Below are 15,772 nucleotides of genomic sequence, written 5' to 3'. Positions count from 1 at the left end.
GACGCAGAACCGCTAAGAGAAGGCACAAATGACCGCCCTGACCGAAGAATTCCAAGGCATACCGAACGCCGGACATGAGCTCATTGCCCTCGGCTCCCCTGTCCGCGCAGGCCTGGAGCTGTACACAAGGTGAGCTACCAGACAGGCCCCGCGCCTCTCCCCCACGCCGCCCGGCCCCTCGACTATTGGCTATCGACCGAACTCGCCGCAATAACGCCGGCCGGTGCGCGCTCCCGGCTTCGGGAGATCGCTGATGCGCGAGGTTCCTACATGGGCGCTTGGGCCGCCGGCATTGGCATGGGCGCAGTCCTCATCCTCCTGGGTGTCATCCTCGCCATCCGGTTGGGCACGCTGGTGCCGGTTCCTTCCCTCGGCCTTCCTGGAGCGGCAATCACCGCACTCTGCTGCGTCTTCTACGCACGGGCGCGCGACCGGTTGCCGCGAACAAGCCGGTTGATCGTCAATCGTGGGCCCGGGAGCTTGCGTAGTGCACTTTCATTCGTGGGATTCATCCTGCTCGTCTTCATAGGACTGTTCGCCCTCACGGCGAAACCAACGGCCTGGGAGGATCCAGCCCTCCTGCAGACGCTGGTCACCGTTCTTGCATTCCTCGTCTGCCTTCTGGTGGCCGCGATCATCGTCCCGGCAACCATTGTGGGCCGTTCCCGTGAATCGCTTCGCAGCAAGGCTGCGAATGATCCTCGCTTCAGGGCGCTCCTGGAACAGGACCTCGCCACCTGGCGTGACCCCTATGGCGATGCCGGATACGGGCCGCTCTAAGACTCAGGGCGTGTTCTGGCTGGTTTCGTCCGCGGAGAGCTGGGATTCGAACATCCGGAAGTAGCGACCCCTTAATGCGACCAATTCCTTGTGGGTCCCCTGCTCCGCGATCCGGCCGTCTTCCAGCATGTACACAATGTCTGCCTTCTCTATGGTGGCAAGGCGGTGGCTGATGGCGATGATGGTACTGCTTCTGTCAGCGAAGAGCCGCGTGAAGATGCGGTGCTCGGCCAAAGCGTCAATGGCCGAGGTGGGTTCATCCATGACCATGAACGAGGCGTCGCGATAGAAGTTGCGTGCCATGGCCAAACGCTGCCATTGGCCCCCGGACAGGCCGCTGCCCTTGCGTCCGCGAGGGTCCTCCATCCAGTTGCTCACATGGTTTTCCAACCCATTGGGCAGTTTGTTGATGAACTCCATGGCTTCTGCGTCCGAGGCTGCCCGCCGGATACGGTCGTCATCGCGTGGCTGGTCCACGTCGCCGAGGTAGATGTTCTCCGCGGCAGTCGCGAACTCGTACTTCAGGAACTCCTGGCTCAGCACGGCCAGGTGCCGGTGCCAGCTGGTGACATCGATCCCGGCAAGGTCCACGCCGTCCAGCAGCACTTGGCCAGAATCGGGACGATACAAGCCCGCCAGGATACGGATCAGCGTGGACTTTCCTGCCCCGTTCTCGCCAACGATCGCAATATGCTGGCCAGCCTGGATAGTCATGGAAATACCCTTGATGACTTCGATGTCGCTTCCGGTATAGCTGAACCGGATGTCCCGCAGCTCCACCGTTCCGGGCGAGGAAACGATGGGCTTTTCGTTGCCACTGGGAACTGGCAGGGCCATGAACAGCTCATAGTCCTTGAGGTTGGCGAGGTCCTCGTCAATGGAGCTCAGCGAAGATACGAGGCTGTTGGCCGTGGACAGCGCCCGGCTGACGATCTGCTGCACGTAGAGGAACTGACCCACGGGTTGTGCCCTGGCGATGATCTGACCAACGACCCAAATCAAGGACACCACCTCGGCGCCGTACTGCAGTGAGTCGGCAGCCAGCTGTTTGGGAATGTACCGCTTCTGGAAATCCAGGCGCCGCCGCTCGTCAGCATCCCGGAGCCGTGACCGGAGGTCCATGAGGTAACCCACGATTCCGTAAAGACGCATCTCGGCAATATGTTGGGGCCTCAGGAGGTTCTGTTCAATCATTCGGCGTTGGCGGCGCGAATCCACTTGGGTGTTCCAATGCGCGATTTGCTCGCGGGACAGTTTGAACTGCAGGTACACACTGGGCACGATCGCCACCAGGACAATGACGGCGATCCACCAACTGACCAGGACCAACGCACCGATGGCGAGGATCACAGAGACCAACTGGGTGAAGATTGCGGCAATCCTGTCCAGGACCCGGGCGTAGCTATCCGAGAACCGCTTCGCACGGTCGTAAAGGTCCACCGTTTCTTTGTCGTCATAACGCCAGAACTCCAGCGCCAGGAATCGCTGGTACATCATGTCGCCCACAATCGCTCCCACCTTGAAGCTCATGAGCTGTTGGATGTAGCGGTCAACACTGCTGAAGGCACCCCAGAACAACCCCAGCGCGGCGGTGATGATGACGTACAGGATTGCCTGCGGACCGGCGTTCGGATCTCCCGCATACCCGGCCGCCAAGGCGGTGGTGGTCAGGGCAGCAAAGTAGGTGGTGACCAGCGGAAGCGTGGCAGAGATCAGCGAGCCAAGCACCTTCATGATCACCGCGACGGGCGCGGCTTTGAAACTCACCTTCAGGACCTGCCCGACGGCGCGTGCGTACGGCCGCAGCGCCAACTTTCGGGGCGGCGTCCTGCCCGGTTGGGCTGGGTTCAGCCGGATGGATTCCGGATGCCGCGGTTGCGCGGGCTTTTCAGACATGATCCCAGCCTATTCTCACGGGCCGACATTTCTGCCTGGGCGGTTAAACAGCTGTTCCCCGTGGAGGTGCCTCCGCGGGGAACAGCTGTTAAGACAGGTGATGGATCAGCGTGAACCGTAGTTGGGTGCTTCCACCGTCATCTGGATGTCATGGGGGTGCGATTCCTTCAAGCCTGCCGGCGTGATCCGGACAAACTTGCCGCGAGCCTTCAGCTCGGGGATGGTGGGAGCGCCCGTGTAGAACATGGTCTGGCGGAGGCCGCCCACCAACTGGTAGGCCACTGAAGCCAACGGCCCGCGGAAGGCCACCCGGCCTTCGATGCCTTCAGGGATGAGCTTGTCATCGCCGGAGACGTCAGCCTGGAAGTAGCGGTCCTTGGAGTAGGACGTGTTCTTGCCACGGGACTGCATGGCGCCCAGGGAACCCATGCCGCGGTAGCTCTTGAACTGCTTGCCGTTGACGAAGATGAGATCGCCCGGGGATTCCTCGCAGCCAGCCAGCAGGGAACCGAGCATCACGGTGTCGGCACCGGCAACCAGTGCCTTGCCGATATCGCCCGAGTACTGCAGGCCGCCGTCGGCAATCAGCGGAACGCCTGCCGGGATGGCGGCCTTGGCGGATTCGTAGATGGCGGTGATCTGCGGAACACCGACGCCGGCAACAACGCGGGTGGTGCAGATGGAGCCCGGGCCCACGCCTACCTTGATGCCGTCGGCGCCGGCGTCGATCAATGCCTGGGCACCCTCGCGGGTGGCAGCCTGACCGCCGATGATGTCCACGTGGGCAGCAATCGGGTCCGATTTGAGGCGGCGGATCATGTCCAACACACCTTGGGAGTGGCCGTTGGCGGTGTCCACGAACAGCGCGTCCACACCGGCGTCGATCAACTTCATGGCGCGTTCCCAGCCATCGCCAAAGAAGCCGATGGCGGCACCCACGCGGAGGCGGCCTTCGTCGTCCTTGGTGGCCAACGGGTACTGCTCCGCCTTGGTGAAGTCCTTGGTGGTGATGAGGCCCTTGAGGCGTCCCTGCTCGTCAACGAGGGGAAGCTTCTCGATCTTGTTGGTAGCCAACTTGTGCGAGGCTTCTTCGCGGCTGATGCCCACATGCCCGGTGATGAGCGGCATTTTGGTCATGGTGTCGCTGACGCTGCGCAGCGGGAATTCTGATTCCGGAATGAAGCGGGTGTCGCGGTTGGTCACGATGCCCAGCAGGCGCCCGTCGGTGTCCACTACGGGAAGGCCGGAAACGCGGTAGCGGGAACACAGCTCGTCGAGTTCTTCCAGCGTGGCCTGGGGGCCGATGGTCAGCGGGTTGGTGATCATGCCCGATTCGCTGCGCTTGACGCGGTCCACGTGCTCGGCCTGGTCGTCGATGGACAGGTTGCGGTGGACAACGCCCAAACCGCCCTGACGTGCCATGGCGATGGCCATGCGGGACTCAGTCACAGTGTCCATCGCTGCAGACAGCAGCGGGGTCTGCACGGAGATCCGCTTGGAGATACGGGAAGACGTGTCGGCATCGGACGGGATGACGTCCGTGTGGCCCGGGAGCAACAGGACGTCGTCGTACGTCAGGCCAATAAAGCCAAAGGGATTGTGTTCGGGCTGGGTCATGAGTGTGCGCCTCTTACCTGGGTTCTGGGGGCTTAACTGGTAGGGGTTGCAACTGATGACCAGCCCGTCATTACGGGACTGGCCTGTGCAGAAGGTATTGGATAAATACTAGAACCTCCGCGCCGATCGCCATATTCCGCGACGCCCCAGTGTGAGCAAGAGCACTGGACTTAGCCGCCGGACCACCCGGTGGCAGCAAGGAGACGCTCCTCGAACATGGGGATCATGCTCTGCACATAGGTTTTGGTGAGGTGGTTATCGTCCTTATAGACGTAGACATTGCCCACCACTGCCGGACAAGTGCCCTGTTCGCAGATGAAGTCGCTCATATCCATCAGGTAGAGCCTGTCCACTTTGCCCACATAGTCGTCCAACGGCGACGACGCGGCCAGGGACTCTTCCAGCGGGGCGTTGCAGTCCGGCGAATCAGGACCCTTTTTCTGCACGCACTCCGGCATGTTGATGCTGAAGCGGGGGTTGTCTCGGACGCCCACAACGTCGATGCCTGCATCGGTGAAAGGCCGGATGCCTTCAAGGTAGCCAGGGACTTCGGTCTCAAAGGGCGCTGTGGCATGGGTCAACGACGCTACCGTGAACACAGCATCCGGTTGGTGTTCCATGACGTAGGCGGCGCTTGCCTTGTTGAACTCGTTGCATTCGTCGGACCGTTCAGGGGACTCGGCGCCGAACCGGCAACTGCCTTTCAGGAGCGTCACCACTTCCCACCCGTGCTGCTTGGCGATGGGGCCCAGTGCAGCCATGTACTGCTGGGCGTGTGAATCACCAAGCACCACGATCTCCTTGGTCACTTCCTCGGGTTCATCGTTTTGGAGGCAGCCCTCCAGCAAAGGGTCCGTGGGCACGTTGTCCCCACTGCACAGACCGTCAATGTCTGCCCATTCGTCCTTCATCGCTGCCGGCGCCGGGATGATCATCGCTTCCTGGGTGGGTTCCCCCATGAACTCCGGGGACAATGCGGCTGCCCCCGGGGTCAGCTCCTTGGGCTGGCCGGCGATCGCCGCGCTTTCGGAAGCGATGGCACCCTGCCAGGCAGTAACGGGGATCGCCAGCAGCGCACCGCAGGCGGCAATCACGACGGCGGCACGCCAGGACCGCACGTCGGGCCACTTCCAGCGGCGCATGGGGACCTCCACGTATTTGGTGGTGGCAACGGCCAGCACCATGGAGAAGGCCATGATCCCCAGCCCTTGCAGGAGGTTGGGCGTGGTGGTCCCGGAGACCAACAGGAAGAACACCAGGACCGGCCAGTGCCACAGGTAAAGGGCGTAGGAGTTATCCCCCACCAGGACCAGCGGCCGCGAGCTCAGGATACGGTCCACGCCGAAACGGCTGGTGCTCTGCCCGGCGATGATGACCGCCGCCGCGGCAAGCGTTGGCCAGAGCGCGATGAACCCGGGGAAGGAGCGGTCCACGGTGAGGACCAGACCGCAAGCGAACATGGCGGTGATACCGGCCCACCCCAGGAAGACGCGGAGCCGGCGTTGGGGCTTCAAGTACGGAAGAGCGAGGGCGAGCAACGAGCCCAATGCGAACTCCCAGAGGCGGGCACGGGTGTCAAAGTACGCCACTGCCTGGTTGTTGGTGGTCTGCTCGATGGAGAACATCAGTGATGCCACGAAGACGGCCCCGAAGGCCCCGACGAGGAGCGTCCGGTGGGCTATGGCCTTCCGGCCCGGGAAGAGCTTGGCCAACTGCGGCTGGATCAAGGCAACAGCGGCAAAGACCAAGGGCCACAGGATGAACACCTGGCCCTGGACGGACAAGGACCAAAAATGCTGGAGGGGGCTCGCTCCCGAGTGGTCCTGGGCGTAGTAATCCACAGCGGTGTCCGCCAGCTGCCAGTTCTGTCGGTAGAGCAGCGATGCCCAGGCCTCAGCCAGGACATCCGGCCAACGGCTCTGCGGGATGAAGGCCCAAGTGGCGGTCAGGACCCCCAACAGGACCACGACGACGGCGGGCAGCAGCCGCTTGAAAACGTGCAGCCAGTGCCGCAGGAGCCTCAGTGGCTTCCCGTTCTCGAGTTTGCGTGTGAAGGACAAGGTCAGCAGGAAAGCCGAAATGAGCAGGAAGACGTCAACACCGCCGGAGACCCGGCCAAGCCAAATATGGTAGGCGGCCACCATCAGCACAGCCAAGGCGCGCAAACCCTGGACCTCCGGGCGGAAGCCGGGCTTCGCCGTCGTGCGTTTCTCCTGAACAGGTGCCGTCTCCGCAGTTGGAGCGTCCATCATCGCTGCCACCCGGTCGCGGCAAACCACCTTTCCTCAAACATCTCAGCCATGCTGGTCACGTACGTCCTGGACAGGTGGTTGTCATCCAAATACACGAACACGTTTCCCACCACGCTGGGGCAGGTGATGCCGTCGCAGAGGAGGTCGGTCATGTCCAGGAAGGCTGCGTTGCCAAACGTTCCCTGCACGGCTGCGAAGGGGCTCTCCGCGGCCAGGACCTCGGGTTGGTCGGACCTGCAATCGGCGCTGTCCACGCCTTTGGACAACGCACATTCGGTGACGTTGTAATCAAAGCGGGGGTTGTCGCGGATGGCCACCACCTCGATTCCGAGGTCATTGAAGTTGGTCACCGTCTGCTCAAAGCCGTACACCAACTGCTCGTCCGGTGACGACGGGGACGCCATGGTTCCCACCATGAAAACAGTGTCAGGCGCCTTCTCCGCTGCGTAGCGGAAAGCGGCGGCGTTGAAATCATTGCAACCGGCATCGGCATCCGGGTTCTCCGGCATGAAATGGCATCCGCCCAGCAAGAGGGCAGTCACCTTCCAGTGTTCAGCCTCGGCAAGGGGGCCAAGCGCGGCCAGCCACTGCTGGGAGTGGGAGTCGCCCAACACCAGGATTTCCCTGTCGGCGTCCTCCCCCACGCCATTCTGCTGGCACTTGTCCCGCAGTTGCTTGTCCTCCGGCTTGGCATCGCCCTCGCACGGACCCGACAGCGTTGCCCAATCTTCCGGAAGTTGCTCGGCGGTGGGCAGCGTCTTGGCGCCATCGCTGACCAGATCCACGTAACCGGGGACCAGAGCGTGGGCACCGGGGTTGTCGTTGAACGCTTGGGCCTGAGCGGCTTTGAGGTCCATGTCCTGCTTGTACTGGAACCCCAAGAGCGGCGTGCACGCCACGGCGAGGCAGGCCGCGATGGCGATGGCCGAACGGCGGCGCTTGACCTCGGGCCACTTCCATTCCCGGAACGGCTTCTCCACATACTTGGTGGTCAGGAATGCCAGCACCAGCGACAGGGCGATGATGACGGTTCCCGACAGCCAGCCAGCATGATCCTTGCCGCTCCATGCCAGGGCGATCACCAGGATGGGCCAGTGCCACAAGTAAAGGGCATAGGAGTTGTCGCCCAGCCGGACCAGGAACTTAGAACTCAGGATCCTGTCCACGCCCAAACGGCTCCCGGTTTGGCCGGCGGCAATCACGGCAACAGCAGCCAGAGTGGGCCACAGGGCAACAAAGCCGGGGAATGCCGTCTGTACCTGCAGCAGGATGCCGCAGCTGAGCATGGCGGCCACGCCGATCCATCCCATGATGACCCGGACTGGCTTGGAGAAATTCAAACCCGGAAGAATCAGCGCCAGCAATGTGCCCAGGGCGAATTCCCACAGGCGCGCAAACGTATCGAAGTAGGCAACAGCCTGGTTGGTGGCCGTGAAAATGATGGAGTAGGTGAGGGAGAGGACAAAAATAATCGCAAAGACATACGCGAGAGTTGCCCGGTACCTCAAACTGAACCGGCGGCAAAGAACTGCGACGGTGGCGAAAATGACCGGCCACAGGATGAACACCTGGCCCTGGATGGAGAGGGACCAGAAGTGCTGGAGCGGACTGGCGAGGCTGTGGTCGGTTGCATAGTAATTCACAGCCAGGCCCTGCAGGAGCCAGTTTTCGAAGTAGAACAGCGAGGCCCACGCCTGGTGGACCACCTCCACCCACCGGGTGGGCGGAAGGAAGGCAAACGTCGCCGCGAGCGTGGCCAGAAGAACCACCACCACGGCGGGAAGCAGCCGCCGGAACAGGTGCAGCCAGTGACGCACAAGGTCCATGGGCCGGCCCTGTTTATAACGGCCGGTGAACTGCAGCGTCATAAGGAAGGCGGAGATCAGGAGGAACACATCCACGCCGCCGGAAACCCGTCCGATCCAGATGTGGTAGCTGACCACCATCAGGACGGCCAGTGACCTGAGGCCTTGGATCTCGGGGCGGAATTTCGACTTTGCAACGGGTCCGGAAGACCGCCTGCCGGCGCGGGCAGGGGCTGGGATCGTTGGCATAGTCACGTTAGGCAGTTCCTCAAAAGCTGTGGCACAAAGCATCAATCATACGCGGTTCAGCGGCCCCACCCCAGTCGGGACCATCTCGTGGACCGTCTTCCGAAGGTCAATTAGCCCAGGTCCAGCTATGCATTTTCCCAGTCCTGCCTGTGCGTGGCCTGTGCCCGAATCACAGCCAAGCGCACGTGATGCAACTACGCTGGAGCCGGGTCGGAGGAAGGAAATCCATGATCGTGCAGCTGCGCCTTTGCGTGCCAACGGAGTTGTCCGAGGCCGTCGTGAAATGTTGCACCGATAACACCGGAGCCGCCGAGGTGGCCGTCCACAAAGATGCTTCTGTGGTGCCACCTGGCGACGTGATCACCGTTCAGCTGGCCCGGGAATCCGCGGAAGAACTGATCGAGCGGCTTCATGGGCTCAAGGTTCCGGACCTGGGCTCCATCTCCATATCGTCGCCGGACCTCGTCCTGTCCAAACGCGCTGACGACGCTGAGGCAGCCGCCCCCGGAGAATCGGCCGACGCCGTCATTTGGGACGAGGTTTCCAGGCAAACCGGCGAGGACTCGAAACTGACGTGGAGCTTCCTGGCATTCTTGGTCATAGCGGCCCAGTTGGCGGCGATCGGCATTGTGACCGATTCAACGATCGCGATTGTGGGCGCAATGGTGGTGGGACCCGAGTTCGGACCGCTCGCTGCGTTGGCCGTGGGGCTGGTGGAACGTAAGTGGCGATTGGTACGTGCCTCGATGCTCGCCCTGGGTGTCGGTTTTCCCCTCGCGATGCTGGTCACGGCCGTTGCAGCCTGGCTCTCAGTGCCCCTCGGATTGTTTCCCGAGGACACACTGGATCGGGGATCAGCCGTGGAGTTCATCTACCATCCGGGTCCCTACTCGCTGATCGTGGCCGCACTCGCTGGAGCGGCGGGAATGCTGTCCATGATCAGCCACCGGTCCTCAGCTCTGGTGGGTGTGTTTATTTCCGTCACGACTGTTCCGGCTGCAGGATACGTCGCCGTTGCGGCGGTTCTGGGTGAATACAGCAAGGCGGCCGGATCAGCGATGCAGCTGGCACTCAACCTGGTGGGCATAGTGTCAGCTGCGGCTGCGGTCTTGGTGTTCTACCGGCTCGTCGGCATGCGGGTCTCCTTGGCCCGGCGACCGTCGGGCTCCGGACGCCGCTCCGTTGCCAACCGGCGGGCCAGGTAGCGGGCGTCCCGACAGACTCCGGGAAGTGTTGCCGAGGCTGCCGCGAAGAGGAATTCCTGACCGATGAAGAACACGCCGGGAACGTCCTCGGCCACTCCCCTGGTTTGCCTCGGCTCTCCCTGTTCGTCAAAGACCGGCAGTTTCACCCACGAGTACTCCTCCTGATACCCCGTGCACCAAATAACGTTCGTGGCCTCCACCTTTGTCCCGTCTTCCAGGACCGGCAAGCCTTCCGAAACCCCTGCCAGCCTTGGAACCAGCTGCACACCCGCTGCGGCCAGGTCCTTGGTCTTGGTCCGGATCAGCGGCGCCGCCATGGATTTGAAGCCCGGGGCGGCCTTGCGTCCGATCGGCGTGTTGAGCGTTAGGACCCGGACGCCAAGGAACTTCACTATTGGCAGGGCGAAACGTGCTGCGGTACGGCCGTGCTTCATGGGCATTTCGCCGCTTGGCTTTCCTGCAAGAACGGTGGAATGCGACCCTGCAACGTCAAGGGCGATCTCCGCTCCCGAGTTTCCGAGACCTACCACCAGCACTGTTCCGTCCCTCAACTGCCCTGGGTTCTTGTAGGCCTGGGAATGCAGCTGGACTATGTCCGGATCAAGCTCTCCTGCGAAAGCGGGCCGTTTCGGAAGATGGTGTCCGCCGGTCGCAATCACCACGTTGCGCGTGCGCCAGAGCCGGTCCCCTGCCGCGACAACAAACCCCCCATCCTCGGAGCTGATTTCCTCCACATGGACATGGGACACGAAGGGGAGGTCAAAACGACGCACATACTCCTCCAGATAGTCAGCCAGTTGATCTTTGGTGGGAAAGGCAAGACGGTCTCCTGGGAAAGGCCAACCCGGAAGCCCGTCATATTTGGCGGGTGTGAACAGCTTGAGCGAGTCCCAGCGTTGACGCCAGGCATCCCCTGGCCTTCCGTGCTGATCCAGAATGAGGAAGTCACGGCCTTCCTTGGCCAACCAGTATGCGAGCGCGAGCCCGGCCTGGCCACCTCCCACGATGACGGTGTCTACCTCTTGAAGTTGGTTCGATGTCATGATGCGCTCCTTTCGTGTTGCAGTGGATCCTTTGTTGTTTGGTCCAACTTGTTGTTTGGTCCAACCGGTCAATGCACCCCATGCGGTATGTGAACCTCCGCTGGACTGGCTTCGTGCACCTCAGACGGCCCGGCCTCGGGCGTCTTCCGGTACCGCAGGCACCACGCGAGCATCAGTGCGGATGCCACCACATAGAAGGCGTGCAGAAGCCATACAGGGCCGGCCGGAAGATCAAAGACATAGAACGAGTGCACGGCATTGGCGATGTTGGTCAGGGCAATGTTCCCCAGGCTGTAGGACGCCACATCCTTTGTTCGGACCGCCTTGAGAAGCATGGGCAGCATGCTGGCGGCGAAGAGCACGGTTGAAACGGTGCCGGCAAGCAGTGGAATGTTCATAGGGCCAAGCTATGAGCCCAGCCCCTCCCGTCGCGTCGGCAGAATGACGCATTCGATTCCACACGGTATGGGTATTTCTGCGCAGCAGGTGACAGAGGGTCCTGTGGAACGGTGCGGGAGGTGACGGGGGTTCAGTGGATCAGGCCATGCTCGAAGGCGTAGCCCGTGGCGGCGGTCCTGGACGGCACAGCAAGTTTGGACAGGATGTTGCTGACATGCCTGGCCACGGTCTTTTCGCTGAGATACAGCTCCCTGGCGATGGTACGGTTCGCGTGGCCACTGGCAACGAGCTGCAAGACTTCCAGCTCACGGCTGGTCAGCGGAGAACTGTTCTGACGCTTCTCGCCCGTGAGCTCCAAAACATGGGCCACTGCAGGCGCCGCTCCGAGATCGGCAAACTCATCTTTGGCAGCTTCAAACTCCATGGCAGCCGAGTCCGGATCTCCCAGCTGCGAGCAAGCACGCCCCGCCAGGACCCTGCAACTGGCCGCGCCGTACGGAGCCTCCAGGCTGTACCAAAGACGCCACGCCTTTCTCGCCACTGACAGGGAAGCGTGCGGTTTGCCCTCGGCAAGCAGCACAGTGGCTTCCGCCTGGCCAGCGAGCGCCTGCTCGAGGGGCATGCCGCCGCCTTCCGGGGACCCGAACTCGTCTGCGGCGGCCCGAGCCGCCTTGACGTCTCCGGCAGCAAGTTCGACGTCGACGACGGCGGGGAGGAGTCGACGGCGGTTGGCTGGGTCAGAAAGGGAAAGGGCACGGCGAAGCATGGACTGGGCTTGTGGCTCTTTGCCCTGCCCGGCCAGGACGAGTGCCAGCCCCGGCAGGGCCTCGAATCCGGTCTCAGCGGCCTTGGCATAAGCTGCCATGGCTTCATCGTCACGGCCGGTCAGGCGAAACAGCTCGCCCTGGAGGTACCACGCGCCCCAGACTGCTTCCGGGTCGCCATGGCGGGAACGGTCCTGGGCGATCCGGAGTGCGGCCGTGGCATCCTCCCAGGCACCGTGGAGGATGAACAGTTCGGCCCTGTGCGACTGGCACTGCCCGCTGAACATGACCATGTCCGGTTGCTGTCCGCACCACCGGGCAAGTGCAGCTGTCCACTCGTGGGCACGCTTGACGTCCAAGGTCAGGCGACAGCTTCCGATGACTGCACAGTAGATAATGCCGGACGGAATGGGCGACACTTCGCCGGCGGTGACGGAAACCATGACGTTGTCCAGGAACTCCAGGCCCTCAGCGGGAAAACCCAACGCGATCCGTGCTGTACCCACGCCCAGCTGGCCCAAGGCCGTCAGGTCCCGGTCGTGGAAGCGCTGCCCCACAGCCAAGGCACGGCCAAAAAGCTCGTTGCCGGCTTCCGGGTTTCCCCCATACAGCGCGCCCAGCGCCGATGGGATCAAAAGGTAGCCCTCCGCTTCGGTGGGGTCATCCATCCCATCCACCAACTGCTTGGCCCTGGATAACCAGCCGGAACCACGTGCGGGTTCCCCGAGGTTCATAAGGTACAGGACCAGCCACGCAGCGCAGCGGGCAGCTCCGGCAATGTCCCCCATAGTCACGTACTCGTCATGTGCCCGCGTCAGATAGGCCACACCTTCCGATTCCTTGCCCAGGAGCATGGCAACCGAGGCAACAAGCTCAATGTCCTGGGGAGGCAGGCCGCCTTCGGTATCCGCCCGGGCGAGGCAGTCCAAGGCATCGCTCCAGCGATGCTCGAAGAACGCCGAGCGTCCGAGATCCAAGGTTGTGGCCGGCATAGTCGTTACTCATCCCGCGACCGGGAACAGCCCGGTTGGCGCACCCAAGCCGCCGTATAAGCGTCAGGTTACTGCCGTCGTCGAACGCTCACAATAGCTGGAGAAGGCGTGCCTGCCGGCAGCCTCCAAGACGCACGAAGCCCCGGCCACGCGAACGTGACCGGGGCTCCAGTGAAACAGGCTGCTAGTGGCTGTGGCCTGCGTGTGCGTCCTCTTCCTCAGCCGGCTTCTCGGCAACCAGGGTCTCGGTGGTGAGAACCAGGGCAGCGATGGAAGCGGCGTTGCGGAGAGCCGAACGGGTGACCTTGACGGGGTCGATCACGCCAGCGGCGATCAGGTCCTCGTACTCGCCGGACTTGGCGTTGAAGCCGTGGTTGGCTTCGAGCTCGGACACCTTGGCAACAACAACGAAACCGTCGAAACCGGCGTTCTGGGCGATCCAGCGCAGCGGCTGAACCAGGGCGCGGCGGACGATGCCCACAGCAGCCGCTGCGTCACCTTCCAGTGCCTTGACGGCCGGGGACTCGTCCAGTGCCTTGAGGGCGTGGATGAGGGCGGAACCGCCACCGGAAACGATGCCTTCTTCGAGAGCTGCGCGCGTAGAGGACACAGCGTCCTCGATGCGGTGCTTCTTTTCCTTCAGCTCAACCTCGGTGGCAGCGCCAACCTTGATCACGCCGATGCCGCCGGCCAGCTTGGCCAGGCGTTCCTGCAGCTTTTCCTTGTCCCAGTCGGAGTCCGTCCGAGTGAGCTCAGCGCGCAGCTGGGCAACGCGGTCAGCCACGTCCTCAGCCGTGCCGGCGCCGTCAACGATGGTGGTGTTGTCCTTGGTCACCGTGATGCGGCGTGCGGTACCGAGTACCTCAAGGCCAACGGTGTCCAGGCTCAGGCCAAGGTCCGGGGAAACAACCTGGGCGCCCGTGAGCGTGGCGATGTCCTGGAGCATGGCCTTACGGCGGTCGCCGAAGCCCGGAGCCTTGACGGCAACAACGTTGAGGGTGCCGCGGATGCGGTTGACGATCAGCGTCGAGAGGGCTTCGCCTTCGATGTCTTCGGCGATGATGAAGAGCGGCTTGTTGGCCTGCAGTGCCTTCTCCAACAGCGGCAGGAAGTCCTGCAGCGATGAGATCTTGCCCTGGTTGATCAGGATGAGGGCGTCCTCGAGGACGGCTTCCTGGCGCTCTGCGTCGGTGACGAAGTACGGGGACAGGTAGCCCTTGTCGAACTGCATGCCTTCGGTGAGGACCAGCTCGGTCTGGGTGGTGGAGGACTCTTCAATGGTGATGACACCGTCCTTGCCCACCTTGCCGAACGCTTCGGCGAGGAGCTCGCCGACTTCGTCGCTCTGCGCGGAGATGGCTGCGACGCTCGCAACCTGGGTGCCTTCAACTTCGCGGGCGTTCTCCAGGAGGCGGGCTGCGACGGCTTCAACGGAAACCTCGATGCCGCGCTTGATCTCGCCCGGAGCGGCGCCGGCGGCAACGTTGCGCAGACCCTCCTTGACCAAAGCCTGTGCCAGCACGGTGGCCGTGGTGGTGCCGTCGCCTGCGACGTCGTTGGTCTTGGTGGCTACTTCCTTGGCCAGCTGGGCGCCAAGGTTCTCGTAGGGGTCGTCAAGCTCAACTTCACGCGCGATGGTGACGCCATCGTTGGTGATCGTGGGAGCGCCCCACTTCTTGTCCAGCACGACGTTGCGGCCGCGCGGGCCAAGCGTCACCTTGACAGTGTTGGCGAGCTTGTCGATACCGGCCTCAAGAGACCGGCGGGCAGCATCGTTAAAAGCAAGCTGCTTTGCCATGGTTGTGTCCTTTCAAGACAGAAAACCCGCACCGCTGACGGTCGGAAATGATTTCCAACGCGACGGCGGTGCGGGGCTCCGGGAAGTTACTTTACGACGATCGCAAGGACGTCGCGGGCGGACAGAACGAGGTACTCGTTGCCGCCGGTCTTGACTTCGGTTCCACCGTACTTGGAGTAGATGACGACGTCGCCAACAGCTACGTCAACCGGTACGCGGTTGCCGTTGTCATCGAAACGGCCGGGGCCGATTGCAACAACTTCGCCTTCCTGCGGCTTTTCCTGTGCGGAGTCCGGAATAACCAGGCCGGAAGCCGTGGTCTGCTCTGCTTCGAGCGGGCGAACAACAATACGATCCTCAAGAGGCTTAATCGAGACCGACACTCGGACTCTCCTTTTCATGAGCTGATTCATGGACTAAGAACTAGGGTGCCGGAGCGTACATCCGCCGTCGCGGTGCCGGAAGACGCTTGGCATTTATTAGCACCCTCCGGGGGAGAGTGCTAACTAGACTCTATGTAAATCGTTAGCACTCGGTCAAGGTGAGTGCCAGCATTTCGTCATGGGTGAACGCAGCTCACCGTCCCGTGAGGTCATCCAGGTCATAGTCCTGGCCGTCGTCATCCTCGTCCAGCGGGGCATTGCCGCGGTTCAGGTACAGGAGCACAGCGGCCGCAACAGCAACGACGCCGGAAATCACCAGGGTGATCATCCCACCGGTGCGGGCGCCGCTGTAGAGCTCGCGGATGTCCCGTGCTTCGTCGGTAGCATCATTGACGCTCTTGCCGGCGACGGAATAGGTGGCCGCGTTGAAGGAATCCAACGCGAAGATGATGATCAGCAAGCCGATGCAGACCACAGCGATCACGGCCCCCGCTATGAGGGCGGGTCGCGCGAACTTCATCATGGTGGAGGGTTGCGGGGCTGCGGTGTCTTCCATGAAAACAACCCTATCCGGCTGATTCGCCCGTCA

General features: G+C 62.5%; 12 protein-coding genes. 2 read left to right on the top strand and 10 right to left on the bottom strand.

Features of this window, described 5'->3' with window-relative positions:
• Positions 1–129 precede the first annotated feature (129 nt).
• Positions 130–780: a hypothetical protein gene (locus tag WBN73_RS02525; protein WP_337339377.1), complete on the top strand. Its 651-nt coding sequence runs from the start codon at positions 130–132 to the stop codon at positions 778–780.
• 3 nt (positions 781–783) lie between these two features.
• On the opposite strand, the gene WBN73_RS02520 is transcribed toward WBN73_RS02525, so the two are convergent.
• The 4 genes from WBN73_RS02520 to WBN73_RS02505 form a co-directional block, all read right to left on the bottom strand.
• Positions 784–2,676, bottom strand: coding sequence for an ABC transporter ATP-binding protein (locus tag WBN73_RS02520; RefSeq protein ID WP_337339376.1), 1,893 nt, complete (start codon positions 2,674–2,676; stop codon positions 784–786).
• A 105-nt stretch (positions 2,677–2,781) separates the two neighbouring features.
• The gene (gene guaB, locus WBN73_RS02515) at positions 2,782–4,293 is read right to left on the bottom strand and encodes an IMP dehydrogenase (RefSeq protein WP_207594189.1); all 1,512 of its coding nucleotides are present in this window, start codon (positions 4,291–4,293) and stop codon (positions 2,782–2,784) included.
• Positions 4,294–4,463: 170 nt separating this feature from the next.
• Positions 4,464–6,545, bottom strand: coding sequence for an acyltransferase family protein (locus WBN73_RS02510; RefSeq protein WP_337339375.1), 2,082 nt, complete (start codon positions 6,543–6,545; stop codon positions 4,464–4,466).
• Positions 6,542–8,599: an acyltransferase family protein gene (locus WBN73_RS02505; RefSeq protein WP_242703642.1), complete on the bottom strand. Its 2,058-nt coding sequence runs from the start codon at positions 8,597–8,599 to the stop codon at positions 6,542–6,544. The genes WBN73_RS02510 and WBN73_RS02505 overlap by 4 nt, the downstream gene beginning before the upstream one ends.
• A gap of 227 nt (positions 8,600–8,826) precedes the next feature.
• On the opposite strand from WBN73_RS02505, the gene WBN73_RS02500 reads away from it, so the two are divergent.
• Positions 8,827–9,804 (top strand): DUF389 domain-containing protein, encoded by a 978-nt coding sequence (locus WBN73_RS02500; RefSeq protein WP_337339374.1) that lies wholly within the window; start codon positions 8,827–8,829, stop codon positions 9,802–9,804.
• On the opposite strand, the gene WBN73_RS02495 is transcribed toward WBN73_RS02500, so the two are convergent.
• From WBN73_RS02495 to WBN73_RS02470, 6 genes are all read right to left on the bottom strand, one after another.
• Positions 9,717–10,847 carry a flavin-containing monooxygenase gene (locus tag WBN73_RS02495; RefSeq protein ID WP_337339373.1) on the bottom strand — a complete coding sequence of 377 codons (1,131 nt, stop codon included), beginning with the start codon at positions 10,845–10,847 and terminating at the stop codon, positions 9,717–9,719. The two genes, WBN73_RS02500 and WBN73_RS02495, sit on opposite strands and share 88 nt — an antisense overlap.
• 68 nt (positions 10,848–10,915) lie before the next feature.
• The gene (locus tag WBN73_RS02490) at positions 10,916–11,245 is read right to left on the bottom strand and encodes a hypothetical protein (protein WP_337339372.1); all 330 of its coding nucleotides are present in this window, start codon (positions 11,243–11,245) and stop codon (positions 10,916–10,918) included.
• 131 nt (positions 11,246–11,376) lie between these two features.
• Positions 11,377–13,002 carry a helix-turn-helix transcriptional regulator gene (locus WBN73_RS02485; protein ID WP_337339371.1) on the bottom strand — a complete coding sequence of 542 codons (1,626 nt, stop codon included), beginning with the start codon at positions 13,000–13,002 and terminating at the stop codon, positions 11,377–11,379.
• Between the two features lie 184 nt (positions 13,003–13,186).
• Positions 13,187–14,800: a chaperonin GroEL gene (gene groL, locus WBN73_RS02480; RefSeq protein ID WP_089595752.1), complete on the bottom strand. Its 1,614-nt coding sequence runs from the start codon at positions 14,798–14,800 to the stop codon at positions 13,187–13,189.
• 86 nt (positions 14,801–14,886) lie between these two features.
• A complete protein-coding gene (gene groES / locus WBN73_RS02475; RefSeq protein WP_011775524.1) occupies positions 14,887–15,183 on the bottom strand; it encodes a co-chaperone GroES in 297 nt (98 codons plus the stop codon).
• Positions 15,184–15,376: 193 nt separating this feature from the next.
• The gene (locus tag WBN73_RS02470; protein ID WP_207594196.1) at positions 15,377–15,739 is read right to left on the bottom strand and encodes a hypothetical protein; all 363 of its coding nucleotides are present in this window, start codon (positions 15,737–15,739) and stop codon (positions 15,377–15,379) included.
• Positions 15,740–15,772 lie beyond the last annotated feature (33 nt).

Source organism: Paenarthrobacter sp. CCNWLY172 (genome assembly GCF_037402035.1).
GTDB lineage: Bacteria > Actinomycetota > Actinomycetes > Actinomycetales > Micrococcaceae > Arthrobacter.
Note: the sequence above shows the minus strand (reverse complement) of the source record. Positions and strands in the feature narration are given on the sequence as shown.

What these genes read in the sequence shown, in the direction of transcription:
- WBN73_RS02490 (WP_337339372.1), bottom strand. Translation starts at nt 11,245, where the DNA reads ATGAACATTCCACTGCTTGCCGGCACCGTTTCAACCGTGCTCTTCGCC.
- WBN73_RS02495 (WP_337339373.1), bottom strand. Translation starts at nt 10,847, where the DNA reads ATGACATCGAACCAACTTCAAGAGGTAGACACCGTCATCGTGGGAGGT.
- WBN73_RS02520 (WP_337339376.1), bottom strand. Translation starts at nt 2,676, where the DNA reads ATGTCTGAAAAGCCCGCGCAACCGCGGCATCCGGAATCCATCCGGCTG.
- guaB (WP_207594189.1), bottom strand. Translation starts at nt 4,293, where the DNA reads ATGACCCAGCCCGAACACAATCCCTTTGGCTTTATTGGCCTGACGTAC.
- WBN73_RS02505 (WP_242703642.1), bottom strand. Translation starts at nt 8,599, where the DNA reads ATGCCAACGATCCCAGCCCCTGCCCGCGCCGGCAGGCGGTCTTCCGGA.
- WBN73_RS02500 (WP_337339374.1), top strand. Translation starts at nt 8,827, where the DNA reads ATGATCGTGCAGCTGCGCCTTTGCGTGCCAACGGAGTTGTCCGAGGCC.
- WBN73_RS02485 (WP_337339371.1), bottom strand. Translation starts at nt 13,002, where the DNA reads ATGCCGGCCACAACCTTGGATCTCGGACGCTCGGCGTTCTTCGAGCAT.
- WBN73_RS02470 (WP_207594196.1), bottom strand. Translation starts at nt 15,739, where the DNA reads ATGGAAGACACCGCAGCCCCGCAACCCTCCACCATGATGAAGTTCGCG.
- WBN73_RS02510 (WP_337339375.1), bottom strand. Translation starts at nt 6,545, where the DNA reads ATGATGGACGCTCCAACTGCGGAGACGGCACCTGTTCAGGAGAAACGC.
- groL (WP_089595752.1), bottom strand. Translation starts at nt 14,800, where the DNA reads ATGGCAAAGCAGCTTGCTTTTAACGATGCTGCCCGCCGGTCTCTTGAG.